The 13,428-nt window shown below is 65.6% G+C and carries 11 protein-coding genes; 8 read left to right on the forward strand and 3 right to left on the reverse strand.

The features are described from left to right. Positions 1-10 precede the first annotated feature (10 nt). Positions 11-1,174, forward strand: a complete 1,164-nt coding sequence (locus D6850_RS01600; RefSeq protein WP_121163278.1) for an alpha-hydroxy acid oxidase — start codon at positions 11-13, stop codon at positions 1,172-1,174. Positions 1,175-1,274: 100 nt separating this feature from the next. Here D6850_RS01600 and D6850_RS01605 read toward each other — a convergent pair whose 3' ends face one another. After that, complete coding sequence (locus D6850_RS01605) at positions 1,275-2,315, reverse strand: PLP-dependent cysteine synthase family protein (RefSeq protein WP_121163279.1); 1,041 nt, start codon at positions 2,313-2,315, stop codon at positions 1,275-1,277. A gap of 60 nt (positions 2,316-2,375) precedes the next feature. Continuing rightward, a complete protein-coding gene (betI, locus tag D6850_RS01610) occupies positions 2,376-3,050 on the reverse strand; it encodes a transcriptional regulator BetI (RefSeq protein WP_121163280.1) in 675 nt (224 codons plus the stop codon). 127 nt (positions 3,051-3,177) lie between these two features. On the opposite strand from betI, the gene betA reads away from it, so the two are divergent. The 7 genes from betA (at position 3,178) to D6850_RS01645 (ending at position 12,263) form a co-directional block, all read left to right on the forward strand. Further along, positions 3,178-4,857 (forward strand): choline dehydrogenase, encoded by a 1,680-nt coding sequence (betA, locus tag D6850_RS01615; RefSeq protein ID WP_121163281.1) that lies wholly within the window; start codon positions 3,178-3,180, stop codon positions 4,855-4,857. Between the two features lie 51 nt (positions 4,858-4,908). After that, entirely contained in the window at positions 4,909-5,841 is a 933-nt protein-coding gene (locus tag D6850_RS01620) for a LysR substrate-binding domain-containing protein (protein ID WP_121163282.1), read from the forward strand. 378 nt (positions 5,842-6,219) lie between these two features. After that, on the forward strand, positions 6,220-7,854 hold the full coding sequence (locus tag D6850_RS01625; RefSeq protein WP_121163283.1) for an ABC transporter substrate-binding protein: 1,635 nt from the start codon (positions 6,220-6,222) through the stop codon (positions 7,852-7,854). An 85-nt stretch (positions 7,855-7,939) separates the two neighbouring features. Continuing rightward, positions 7,940-8,890 (forward strand): ABC transporter permease, encoded by a 951-nt coding sequence (locus tag D6850_RS01630; protein ID WP_121163285.1) that lies wholly within the window; start codon positions 7,940-7,942, stop codon positions 8,888-8,890. After that, positions 8,887-9,810 (forward strand): ABC transporter permease, encoded by a 924-nt coding sequence (locus D6850_RS01635; RefSeq protein WP_121163287.1) that lies wholly within the window; start codon positions 8,887-8,889, stop codon positions 9,808-9,810. Before D6850_RS01630 ends, D6850_RS01635 begins: the two co-directional genes overlap by 4 nt. 3 nt (positions 9,811-9,813) lie before the next feature. Beyond that, complete coding sequence (locus D6850_RS01640; RefSeq protein WP_121163288.1) at positions 9,814-11,646, forward strand: ABC transporter ATP-binding protein; 1,833 nt, start codon at positions 9,814-9,816, stop codon at positions 11,644-11,646. Positions 11,647-11,798: 152 nt separating this feature from the next. Beyond that, positions 11,799-12,263 (forward strand): DUF1772 domain-containing protein, encoded by a 465-nt coding sequence (locus D6850_RS01645; protein WP_121163289.1) that lies wholly within the window; start codon positions 11,799-11,801, stop codon positions 12,261-12,263. Positions 12,264-12,624: 361 nt separating this feature from the next. On the opposite strand, the gene D6850_RS01650 is transcribed toward D6850_RS01645, so the two are convergent. Continuing rightward, the gene (locus D6850_RS01650; RefSeq protein WP_121163291.1) at positions 12,625-13,311 is read right to left on the reverse strand and encodes a response regulator transcription factor; all 687 of its coding nucleotides are present in this window, start codon (positions 13,309-13,311) and stop codon (positions 12,625-12,627) included. Between the last annotated feature and the right edge of the window lie 117 nt (positions 13,312-13,428).

Consider the following 13,428-nt stretch of genomic DNA (forward strand, 5'->3'; position numbering starts at 1 on the left):
GGGAAATCCCATGCCCGTCATCACCGATATCGAGGATCTGCACCGCATCTACCGCCGCCGCGCGCCGCGGATGTTCTACGACTACACCGAGTCGGGAAGCTGGACCGAGCAGACCTTCCGCGCCAACAAGAGCGATTTTTCCGAGATCCTGTTTCGTCAGCGCGTCGCCGTCGACATGTCGAACCGTACGACCGCGAGCCGGATGATCGGGCAGGACGCAGCGATGCCCGTCGCGCTCGCCCCCGTCGGGCTGACGGGGATGCAATGCGCGGATGGCGAGATCAAGGCGGCGCGGGCGGCGGAGAAGTTCGGCGTGCCCTACACGCTTTCGACCATGTCGATCTGTTCGATCGAGGACGTGGCGGAGCACACCGAAAAGCCGTTCTGGTTGCAGGTCTACACGCTCAAGGACGACGATTTCATGCAGCGCCTGTTCGACCGGGCTCGGGACGCGAAATGCTCGGCCGCCGTCATCACCGTCGATTTGCAGGTGCTCGGCCAGCGCCACAAGGATATAAAGAACGGGTTGTCCGCCCCGCCGAAACTGACCGCCAAATCCGTCGCCAACATGGTGACCAAGGTGCAATGGGGCCTCGGGATGCTGGGCACGAAGCGGCGCTTCTTCGGCAATATCGTCGGCCACGCCAAGGGGGTGAGCGATCCGTCCTCGCTGAGTTCCTGGACGTCCGAAGCCTTCGACGAGGCGCTCGACTGGGACCGCATCCGGCAGTTCCGCAAGATGTGGGACGGACCGCTCATCATCAAGGGGATCATCGATCCGCGCGACGCGAAGGAGGCGCTGAACGTGGGGGCGGACGCGATCGTGGTCTCCAACCACGGCGGGCGGCAGCTTGACGGGGCGCTCAGTTCGATCCGCGCGCTGCCCCTGATCATGGACGCGGTGGGCGACCGGATCGAGGTGCATCTCGACAGCGGCATCCGCTCGGGGCAGGACGTGCTGAAGGCGCTCGCGCTGGGGGCGACGGGAACCTATATCGGGCGCGCCTATGTCTATGGCCTCGGCGCGATGGGGGAGGCGGGGGTGACCCGCGCGCTCGAGATCATCCACAGGGAACTGGACGTGTCGATGGCGTTCTGCGGGCATCGCGACATACGCGGCGTGGATCGTGATATCCTCATGGTGCCGAAGGGGTTCTCCGACGGCTGGGAGTGAGGGGCGAAGAAAATTATGGATTTTCTTGGGCCAGTGTCGGGTGTCGTGGCGCCGGGGCCTTCAGAGGATATTTTAGGCAGGAAGAAGGGGGTGCGGGCGCTCAGAGCCAGTCTTGCAGCGTCCGGTCATGGGGCGCGGTGTCGCCGATGCATCGCGCGACCCAGGCGGGGTCGTAATAGGTGTCGAGGTAGCGCTCGCCCCCGTCGCAGAGCAGGGTGACGATCGAGCCGCGTTCGCCCCTCTCCATCATCTGCCGGGCGATTTTCAGCGCGCCCCAGAGGTTGGTGCCGGTCGAGCCGCCGGCCTTGCGTCCGATCAGGCCCTCGAGCCAGTGGATCGTGGCGATGCTGGCCGCATCGGGGACGCGGATCATGTCGTCGATCACGTCCGGCTGAAAGGATTTCTCGACGCGCGGGCGTCCGATTCCCTCGATCCGGCTGGAGCAGTCGGCGGTGAGGCTGTCGTCGCGGCTCTGCCACGCGTCGAAGAAGACCGAATTTTCCGGGTCCACCACCACCAGTCGCGTGTCGTGGCCGCGATAGCGCACGTAGCGGCCCAGCGTGGCCGACGTGCCGCCGGTGCCTGCGCTCATCACCAGCGTGTGCGGGACCGGGTGGGGTTCGCGCTGCATCTGCTCGAAGATGCTCTCGGCGATGTTGTTGTTGCCGCGCCAGTCGGTCGCGCGTTCGGCATGCAGGAACTGGTCCATGAAATAGCCGCCCGTATCGGCGGCCAGCCGCGTGGCGGCGTCGTGCATCTGCGGGGCGCTGTCGACGAAGTGGCATTTGCCGCCGTAAAGCGTGATCTTGTCGATCTTGCTCTGCGCGGTCGAACGCGGCATGACCGCGGTGAAAGGCAGGCCGAGCATCTGGGCGAAATAGGCCTCGGAAACCGCGGTGCTGCCCGAGGACGCTTCGATCACCGGCGTGCCTTCGGTCACCTTGCCGTTGCAGAGCGCGTAGAGGAATAGAGAGCGCGCGAGGCGGTGTTTCAGGCTGCCGGTGGGGTGGGTGCTTTCGTCCTTGAGGTAGATGTCGACGCCGTCGAGCTTGGGCAGCGTGAGTTTCAGCAAATGCGTGTCCGAGGAGCGGCGCACGTCGGCCTCGATCCGCGCGATCGCGTCGGCTATCCATCTCGCCATGTCGGTCCCTCCCTTGCCGGTCGCTAAGGGTTAGCGCGGCGGCGCGCCCCTGTCCAACGCTCAGCCGATCATCGCGCGTTCGCGGAAGGCGCGGGTAGTCAGCATGACGGCGGCGAGGGTCTCCATCTTGTCGCGCGCGGCGCGCATCAAGGGGGGGTCCGCGGGCAGCAGGCGACGGGCGGCGTAGTCGACCTCGTCCACGCCGCGCGCGCCGGGCATGGGCTGCGCCTGGAAGCTGGCGCGCAGCCAGATGCCGTCCATCACCGTGCGCAGCTGAAAGGCCACTCGGCGCGCTTCGGGTTCCGGCAGCAGCGGGCGCAGCGCGCTCATCAGGTTCGAGCGCATCCGCGCGTGCACCGCCGTCTGGATGCGCTGGCTGGCGCGGTGGTGGGGCACGTCCGAGCACAGGCTGATCCAGGCGTGACAGATCTCCTGCTGGAACACCGGCTCGGCGAAGTTGCCGGCGATGATCGCGTAGAGCCGTTCATGCGGGGTTTCGGCGTGGCGCAGCAGTTCGGTCACGCATTCGCGCAGCACCGTGTAGGTCTTGCGCTGCACCGCCTCGAAGAGCGCGTCCTTGTCGCGGAAATGGTGCAGCACGACGCCCTTGGACACGCCGGCGAGCGCGGCCACCCGTTCGAGCGTGGCGCCGCGAATCCCGTGTTGCACGAGCGCGTCGAAGGCGGCCTGGCTCAGTTCGGCCCGCCTGATCTCGCCGATGCTCTGCCGCGCCATGCGCCTGTCCTCCGGTTGCCCCGGTCCAATCTAGGGGCGCGGCGAGGAAGGCTCAATATTTACCTTTTGACATGAAAACTGACCGTTGGTAAGTATTCGGCTGCTCAAGCCTCGGGAGACCTGAAAGATGCAAGCCGATTACGTGATCGTCGGGTCCGGGTCCGCCGGGTCCGCGCTGGCCTACCGGCTCTCGGAGGACGGTAAGCATTCGGTGCTGGTGCTGGAATTCGGCGGCAGCGACGCGGGGCCATTCATCCAGATGCCCGCCGCGCTCAGCTACCCGATGAACATGCGACGCTATGACTGGGGCTACCGGACCGAGCCCGAGCCGAAGCTCAACAACCGCCGGCTCGCCGCGCCGCGGGGCAAGGTGATCGGCGGGTCGTCCTCGATCAACGGGATGGTTTACGTGCGCGGACATGCCGGCGATTTCGACCATTGGGAGGAAAGCGGCGCGGCGGGCTGGGGGTTCCGCCACGTGCTGCCCTATTACAAGCGCATGGAGACGTGGCATGACGGCGGCCACGGGGGCGATCCGGCCTGGCGCGGCGTCGACGGGCCGCTGCACGTCCAGCGCGGATCGCGCAGCAACGCGCTGTTCAAGGCGTTCGTGGAGGCCGGGCGGCAGGCCGGTTACGAGGTCACCGACGACTACAACGGAGAGAAGCAGGAAGGCTTCGGCCCGATGGAGCAGACCATCTGGCGCGGGCGGCGCTGGTCGGCGGCCAACGCCTATCTTCGACCCGCGCTGAAGCGGCCCAATTGCGACATGCTGCGCTGTTTCGTGCGCCGGGTCATCATCGAAGAGGGCCGCGCCGTCGGGGTCGAGATCGACCGCGGCGGGCGAATCGAAATCGTGCGCGCGAACGCGGAGGTGATCCTCGCTGCATCGGCCTTCAACTCGCCCAAGATCCTGATGCTGTCGGGGATCGGGCCGGGCGCGCATCTGGGCGAACATGGCATCGACGTGATTGCGGACCGCCCCGGCGTCGGGCGCAACCTTCAGGATCACCTTGAGCTTTACATCCAGCAGCAGAGCCTCCAGCCGATCACTCTCTACAAGCATTGGAACCTGATCTCCAAGGGGTTGATCGGGGCGCAGTGGCTGCTGACCGGCCGGGGGCTCGGCGCGTCGAACCAGTTCGAGAGCGCGGCCTTCTTGCGCTCGCGCGCGGGCGTCGAATATCCGGACATCCAGTATCATTTCCTGCCCATTGCCGTGCGCTATGACGGCAAGGTCGCGGCAGAGGGGCACGGCTACCAGGCGCATGTGGGGCCGATGCGCTCGAAGTCGCGGGGCGCGGTCACGCTGGCCTCGGACGACCCCGGGGCCGCGCCGCGCATCGCGTTCAACTACATGAGCCACGAAGAGGATTTCCCCGATTTCCGCCGCTGCATCCGCCTGACGCGCGAGATCTTCGCGCAGGACGCCTTCGCCCCCTATCGCGGCGCCGAGATCCAGCCGGGCGAGGCGGTGCAGAGCGACGCGGCGCTCGACGATTTCATCCGCGAACACGCCGAGAGCGCCTATCACCCCTGCGGGACCTGCAAGATGGGGGCGCCGGACGACCCGCAGGCGGTGGTCGATCCCGAATGCCGGGTGATCGGGGTCGACGGGCTGCGCGTCGCCGACAGTTCGATCTTTCCGCGCATCACCAACGGCAACCTCAACGCGCCCAGCATCATGACCGGCGAGAAGGCCAGCGACATGATCCTCGGGCGCGACCCGCTGCCGGCGTCCAACCGGCAACCCTGGGTGCATCCCGAATGGAGGACGAGCACGCGGGCGGCGGCGGCGCAGGCTTGATCCAACGCGTGTGAGCGGCGACAAGGGACGGGTGACCGCCCGGAGGCCTTGATGTCCACCCGTCTGCCCCCCTTCAAGTCGCTCGAGGCGTTCGAGGCCGCCGGGCGGCTTGGCAGCTACAAGGCCGCCGCGGCGGAGCTGAACGTGACCCCCTCGGCCATCAGCCATCGGATATCGGCGCTGGAGAAGGCGCTTGGCGAGACGTTCTTTGCGCCGCAAGGGCGCGGCACGACGCTGACGCAGGCGGGGCGGACCTACCTCGGGGCGGTGCAGCGGATGTTCGACCAGCTTCGGACCGCGACCGACCGGCTCAAGCACAAGGGCGTGGCCGGGCCGCTGGGGGTGCAGGTTTTCTCGACGATCCTGCGCGGCTGGCTGATCCCGCGGCTGCCGCGCTTCACCGAACGGCACCCGGAGGTGGAGCTGAACCTGATGACGCCGCAGAACCCCTTTGACCACCCGTTCCAGGTACGGGATCTGTCGGTCGAATACCTGCGCGCGCCGATGTCCGGCGTGGTGTGCGACCTGCTTTGCGAGGACCGGATTCACGCGGTATGCAGCCCCGCCTACGCTGCGCGGCACGGCCCGTTTAACAGCCCCGCCGACCTGGCCGAGGCGACGCTCATCCACACCATGTATCGCCCGGACGAGTGGGCCTTCTGGCAGGAGGTGGTGCGCGCCGAGCATGGCCACCAAGGCCGGAACATGCGCGTGTCCACCCGCAACGCCGCGATCGACGCTGCGGCGGCGGGGCTGGGATTCGCGCTGGTGCACTGGCCGGTGGCCGAGGGGCTGTTGCGTTCGGGCGCGTTGGTCGCGCCGCTCGACGTGCCGGTGGAGACCGGGCATTCCTTCTATCTCGTCTCGACGCCGGAGCGCGCCGCGCTGCCGCGGGTCGCGGCGTTCCGCGAATGGATGCTGTCGGAATTCGCGCGGGATGCCGCCGGGCAGGGCGACGCCGCGGGCGAAAAGCGCCGGGTGTGAGAAATCATCATCAATCCGTGAGGTTTTTTCACTAGACCGCAGGGATCGCATGCAGCATCCTCATCTGACCGCTATGGGGTTTGTCAATGCCATCCGACGTCACGACACGAGTTCATCCTGCCTCCGCACCCAGGCGGACCGAGTGCCGCAGCATGGAAAAGCATCCTTGAGCGCCGCTGCGCCACGCCGGATTCCGGTCGCGATGACGCCCAGCGCCGCATTGTGCGGTCGAAACGCCCCGGATCGACAATTGCCCTGAGGAGCCGCGCCAATCCCTGCTTCCCGAGCGAGAGACATGGCGGCAGCGCCGCCCCGTCAAACATCCAGGCGAACCGCCGAGACCAGATAAACGGCGGACGCTTCCAACAAGGAGAAACCATGACCCTTTTCAAACGCAACGACCCGACCCTGCAGACGCTGAGCCACAGCGATCGTGAATTGCTGCTCAGGATGAACCGGCAGGGCGCATCGCGCCGGCAGGTGCTGGGCATGCTGATGGGCGCAGGCGCGACCTTTGCGGCGTCCAACGCGCTCTTTACCGGGGTTGCCCGCGCGGCGGCGGAAACGCCGAAGGTCGGCGGGCGCCTCATCATGGCGGGCGATCAGCACGGGCCGAACGACACGCTGGACCCGATCCTGGCCACCTCGGCGGTGGATTATTTCCGCATGCGGATGTTCTATGGCTCGCTGACGCGGCTGACCGATACTCTCGGCTACGAACCCGAGCTGGCCGAAGAGATCATGTCCAACGACGACGCGACCGAGTGGACCTTCAAGATCCGCAAGGGGGTGGAGTTCCACGACGGCAAGACGCTGACCGCGGATGACGTGATCTACACGATGAACCGCCACATGGGCGCGGATTCGGTGTCGAAATCCGCATCGCTCGTGTCGATGGTCAAGGAATGGGTCAAGGTCAACGATTACGAGGTCAAGGCGGTGCTGGATTCGCCCAACGCCGACCTTCCCATCGCGCTGGGTACGTTCCATTTCAAGATCCTCAAGGATGGCACGACCGATTTCTCGACCGCGATCGGGACCGGCCCCTACAAGGTCAAGGAATTCAAGCCCGGCGTGCGCACGATCGGCGCGCGCTACGAGAATTTCTGGACCGAGGGCGGCTATCTCGACGAGCTCGAGCATTACGGCATCGGCGATTCAGTGTCGCGTCTCAACGCGTTCCTCGCCGGGGACGTGGACGCGATGGTCAACCTGCCGCCCAAGGCGATCAAGCAGGTCGAGGCCGCCGAGGGCAAGGAAATCTGGGCGCTCGTTTCCGGCGCCTATGTCAACATCGCGCCGCGGCTCGACATGAACCCGTCCGGCAACATGCACATGTGGAAGGCGATGCAGCAGCTCCAGGACCGGCAGCGGCTGGTGAAGGGCGTGCTCAAGGGGCAGGGGACGCTGGGCAACGACCAGCCGATCAACAAGGCCTATTTCGACTATTGCGAGGACATCCCGCAGCGCGAACTCGACCCCGACAAGGCCAAGTGGCATTGGGACAAGTCCGGCGTCGGATCGACCGCCGTGCCGGTGGTCTGCTCCGAGGTGGCCCCCGGGGCGGTCGAACAGTGTCTCTTCATGCAGCGCGAAGGCAAGAAGATCGGCGCAAATTTCGACGTGAAGAAGGTGACGACCGACGGGTATTGGGGCGCGGTGTGGCTCAAGGAGCCGATCGCGGTGTCCTCGTGGAACATGCGCCCGACGGCCAACATCCACATGACGCTGGCCTTCAAGAGCGACGCCGCCTGGAACGAGACGCGGTGGAGCAACGAGAAGTTCGACCAGACGCTTCTCGCGGTGCGCGGCGTGACCGATCCGGCAAAGCGCAAGCAGATGTATTGCGATCTCCAGACCATGATCCACGAAGAAAACGGCATGTCGATCCCGATGCACCGCAACTACGTCGACGCCGCCGCGAATTACGTGAAGGGGCGCACCTTCGTGCCGCTCAACAACTTCGGCGGCGCGGAATCGCCCGTGACGCTCTGGCGGGACGACAGCGCCTGAGCCTGTCTTTCCGGCCTGACCCGGCCCCTGGCGCCTTGGCGGGCGGCAGGGGCCGGGTTCCCGCACCGCACCCGGAGGCGCTTGTATGCTATCACTGATCCTGCGGCGGCTCGGGATCGGACTGATCACGGTCCTCGCCGTTTCGATCATCATCTTTTTCGGCACCAAGATCCTGCCCGGCGACGCCGCGCAGATCCGTTTGGGCCAGGAGGCGACCGAGGCCAACGTCGCCGCCATGCGCGAGCGTCTCGGCCTCGATCAGCCGGTGCCGATGCAGTATCTCAACTGGCTGGGCGATTTCATGACTGGCGATCTCGGCACATCGCTGGCCAGCGACGTGCCGATCGTCAACCTGATCTCGGACCGCTACAAGAACACCGTGATCGTCAGCGCGCTGACCGCGCTGATCGCGGTGCCGGTCTCGCTCTTGCTGGGAATCATGGCGGCGATGTTCCCGGGCAGCATCTATGACCGCATCCTGACCTTCGTATCGGTGTCGCTGGTGGCGGCGCCGGAATTTTTCACCGCCACGCTTCTGGTTCTGATCTTCGTCTTCGCGCTTGGCTGGGGCAACGCGGTGGTGGTGGGCAGCATCGAGGGCAAGGGCTTTTTCGAACTGATCGCGCATTTCGCGCTGCCGGTCACCACGCTCGGCTTCGTCATCGCCTCGCAGCTCATCCGGATGAGCCGGGCGGCGGTGCTCAACGTGATGAATTCGCCCTATATCGAAATGGCGATCCTCAAGGGCGTGCCCAAGAAGCGGATCATCTTTCGCCACGCGCTGCTCAACGCCATCGGTCCCATCGTCAACGTGATCGCGCTCAACCTCGCCTATCTGGTCACGGGCGTGATCGTGGTCGAGATCTATTTCGGCTATCCGGGCCTCGCCACTCTGATCGTGCAGGCGGTGCAGACCCGCGATTTCGTGCTGATCCAGGGGCTCGGCATGATCTTCTGCCTGACTTACGTGATCCTGATGCTGATCGCCGACATCGCGGCCTTCGCGTCCAATCCCCGCCTGAGGCACCCGAAATGAGCAACCCGTCCAACACCGAGCATTTCGTCGCCCCCTTCGAGGAGGGCGTCGCGTTCGAGGAATTGCAGGACGCGCCGCCGCGCACCGGCTACCGGCCCTCTCTCACCGGGTGGATCGGGATCGCGGTGGTGACCTTCTGGGCGGTGATCGCGCTGGCCGGCCCGTGGCTTGCGCCATATGGCGAGAACGCGCTGCCATTTCCCGACGCCTACGAGGAATTCCAGGTTCCCCAGGCCGGCGCGCCGCTGGGCACCGACGTGGCGGATCGCGATATCCTGTCGCGCATCATGTACGGCGCCGGGCGCACCATCGGCATATCGCTGGCCGCGACGCTGCTGGCCTACACGCTGGGCGTGGTGCTGGGGATCGGCGCGGCGGTGTCGGGGCCCAAGGTCGACATGGTGATGAGCCGGATCAACGACGCCTTCCTGTCGCTGCCGACGATCATGCTGGGTCTTGTCGTTGTCGCCGCCATCGGATCGTCGATCCCGGTGCTGATCGCGACGGCGGGGCTGATCTACGCCACGGTGGTGTTCCGGCTCGCCCGCGCCATCGGGATGGAGATCATGGTGATGGATTTCGTCGAGGCCGCGAAGGCGCGTGGCGAAGGGCGGTGGTGGATCATCACGCGCGAGATATGGCCCAACGCGCGGATGCCGCTGATCACCGATTTCGGGCTGCGGCTGATCTACGTGATCCTGTTCACCTCATCGCTGAGCTTCCTCGGCCTTGGCGTGCAGCCGCCGCAGGCCGACTGGGGCAGCATGGTGCGCGAGAACCTCGGCGCGCTGCAATATGGGCAGTCCATCGTGCCGGTGCTCGCGCCGGCGCTTAGCATCGCGACGCTGACCGTGGCGATCAACCTCATCGTCGACGACGTCTCCGCACATGGCGGCGGCAGGCTCTCGGGGAGAATGTAGCGCATGCCAAAGGACAGCCGCACGCAGGACGTGATCTTCGAGGCGCGCGATCTGCATATCTCGGCCCGGCGCGAGGACGGCGCCGAGGTTCCCATCGTCAAGGGCGTGAATTTCACCGTGCGCCGCGGCGAGGTGGTGGCGCTGATCGGCGAGAGCGGTTCGGGCAAGACGACGATATCGCTCGCCGCGCTGGGATATACCAAGCCGGGGCTGGAATTCACCGGCGGGCAGGCGCTCTTGCTGGGCGAGGACGTGACGGGCAAGACAACCGACCAGTTGCGCCCGGTGCGCGGCGAAAGCGTGGCCTACCTCGCGCAATCCGCCGCCGCGACCTTCAACCCGTCGATCAAGATCAACGAACAGGTGACCGAGGCCCCGGTGCTGCACGGCACCAAGACGCAGGGAGAAGCCAACGAGAAGGCGCTCGCGCTCTACCGCGCGCTCGAACTGCCCAACCCCGAGAGCATCGGCGCCCGCTACCCGCACCAGGTTTCGGGCGGGCAGTTGCAGCGGCTGATGGCGGCGATGGCGCTTTGCGGCGATCCCGATCTGCTGGTGCTGGACGAGCCGACCACCGCGCTGGACGTGACCACGCAGATCGAGGTGCTGAAGGCGTTCAAGCGCGTCATCAAGGAAGAAGGCGCGGCGGCGATCTACGTCACCCACGACCTCGCCGTGGTGGCGCAGATCGCCGATCATATCGTCGTGCTCTACAATGGCGAGGTGAAGGAGGCCGGGCCGACCGACGTCATCATCAACCGCCCCCGGCATCCCTATACCAAACGGCTGATGGCCGCGATCCAGCCGCTGCCCGAGCCGGGGCAGGGGAATATCGCGCTTGACGAGCATCTGCGCGACGACCCCGCGATCGAGGTGCGCGACGTGGACGCGGGCTATGGCATGGGCGTGGGCGGGCAGCCCGCGGTCAAGATCCTGCGCGACATCAACATCAAGATCGAACGCGGCCAGACGATGGGGATCATCGGCGAGTCGGGCTGCGGCAAGTCCACGCTGGCGCGGGTCATCGCCGGGCTGCTGCCCGCCTGCGAGGGCGAATTGCTGCTCGACGGGCAGCCGCTGCCGCCGGCGCTCGCCGATCGCACGCGCGATCAGTTGCGCCGGGTGCAGTTCGTCTACCAGATGGCCGACACCGCGCTCAATCCGCGCCAGTATATCCGCTACATCCTCGGGCGGCCGGTCGAATTCTACACCGGCCTGCGCGGCAAGAAGCGGCGCAAGCGGGTGGAAGAGCTGCTCGAACTGGTCGAGCTGCCGGCTTCCTTCGCCGACCGTTTCCCGCATGAATTGTCCGGCGGGCAGAAACAGCGCGTGAACCTCGCCCGCGCGCTGGCGGCGGAACCCGAGGTGGTGCTCTGCGACGAGGTGACATCGGCGCTCGACACCATCGTCGGCGCCAACGTGATCGACCTGCTGACCCGGTTGCAGAAGGAAACCGGCGTCAGTTTCGTGTTCATCAGCCACGATCTCAGCACGGTGGCGAGCTTTGCCGACGAGATCGTCGTGCTCTATGCCGGCCGCGTGGCCGAACAGGGGCCGACCGACATGGTCCTGGCCGCGCCCCATCATCCCTATACGCGGCTGCTGATCTCATCGGTGCCCGAACCGCGGATGGGCTGGCTCGAGGAGGCGGCGCAGACCCGCGCGGCCAGAAGCGGCATCGCCGGCGGCGTGGAGATGACCGAGGTCGGCTGCCCCTTCTTCGAGCGCTGCCCGCTGGCCATTCCGGGCACCTGCGACAAGGTGGACCCGCCGCGGCTCGACGATGGGCATGGGCACGTCATCGAGTGTCACCGGGAGTTGTCGGAGTTGGAGTAGCCTCGCCGCGGCTCGATAGCCGCCGCCCAGACGCGACGCAGCGAGAGCCGGTCACACATTCTTGACGCTGCCGGACCCAAGGCTTGGGAACAATGCCACTTGGCGAACATTTTCGGCCTGACCGGTCGGATACCAAGAGGCGAGGCGGTTCCGTGAGCTATGGTGGCGGACATCTTGTCAGGGACATAAGTTTCTTTGTCGCTATCCTGGCGACCGCAATCGCGTTGGGCGGGGCGCTCGCCCACGCATTCGAATTCTTCAGCAAGATGCGCCTGAGCCGCGAAGACTATTTCGTCGTGCAGACGATCTATGCCGGCTGGAATCGCTTGGCCTATGTCCTGCTGCTCGAACTGCTCGGCATCGTCGCACTGATCGTTCTCTATCGGAAGGAGCCGACTGTCATGTGGCCGGCGGTCGCGGCCCTGGCGTTCCTGCTCGCATCCCAAGCCATTTTCTGGATCTGGACCTACCCCGCGAATATCGCAACCAACAATTGGACCCAACAACCTGAGAACTGGCAAGAATTGCGCCAACAATGGGAGTATTCCCATTTCGCGGGCGCGATCTTTCAGGGCTTGACCATGACGGCGCTGATCGTCGGGGTTCTCCGCCGTTAGCCGGTACCGTCGCCCCCAGAAATGACCGCGCGGCGACTGTCCATATCTTGGCATTTGCCCCCTCGGTCGTGCAGTTGAATATGGCCGGTTCTGCACGCCACGATTCAGCTTTGGCCGGGAAATTGGAACCCAGCGAGAGCGCATCCTGTCCCGCATAACGGACGCTACCGCACGCAGCAGCGAACTGTCGCGATCCGCTCGTCACACAGTACCCCTGCGACGAAAAAGGGCCCCGGTCGAAACCGGGGCCAGTTGAGGCAGGGACATGCACATGATTTCCCGCATGTGCGACGGTCTATTAGGGCACGGGGACACGTGCCTTGTGCAGACGAAACCCAACCGGCGGCGAAAGGTTCCCGGCTCAGGCCATTAATCTGTAACCGCCGCTTTCGGTGACCAGCAGTCGCGCGTTCGAGGGATCCGGCTCGATCTTCTGGCGCAGGCGATAGATGTGGGTCTCCAACGTGTGCGTGGTGACGCCCGCGTTATACCCCCAGACTTCGTGCAGCAGCGTCTCGCGCGCGACGACGCCTTCGGTCGCGCGGTAGAGGAACTTCAGGATGTTGGTTTCCTTCTCGGTCAGACGAATCTTGCGCTCGTCCTCGTCGATCAGCATCTTCATCGCCGGCTTGAACGTGTAGGGGCCAAGCTGGAACACCGCGTCCTCGGACTGCTCGTGCTGGCGCAATTGCGCGCGGATGCGCGCCAGCAGCACGGGAAACTTGAACGGCTTGGTGACATAGTCGTTGGCGCCTGCATCCAGCCCCAGGATCGTGTCCGCGTCGCCGTCATGCCCGGTGAGCATCAGGATCGGCGATTTCACCCCCTGCTTGCGCATCAGGCGGCAGAGCTCGCGCCCGTCGGTGTCCGGCAGGCCCACGTCGAGGATCACGAGATCGTAGAGCGTGTCCTTTATGTGCGCCATCGCCTCGGCGCCGTCGCCGGCCTCGAACACGTCGAAATCCTCGGTCATGATCAACTGTTCGCCCAGCGCCTCGCGCAGGTCTTCATCGTCGTCCACCAGCAGTATCTTCTTGAGTTGCGCCATCTTTCGCTCTCCTCGGCCTCGTTCCCTCACACATGCGTCAGGAGGCGTGATCCGGCAAGGAATGCTACATCCGGATCACGCCCAAGTGTCACCACGCGGCAGTTTGTTTCATTCCCC

The organism is Roseovarius spongiae (assembly GCF_003651245.1).
Lineage (GTDB): Bacteria > Pseudomonadota > Alphaproteobacteria > Rhodobacterales > Rhodobacteraceae > Roseovarius > Roseovarius spongiae.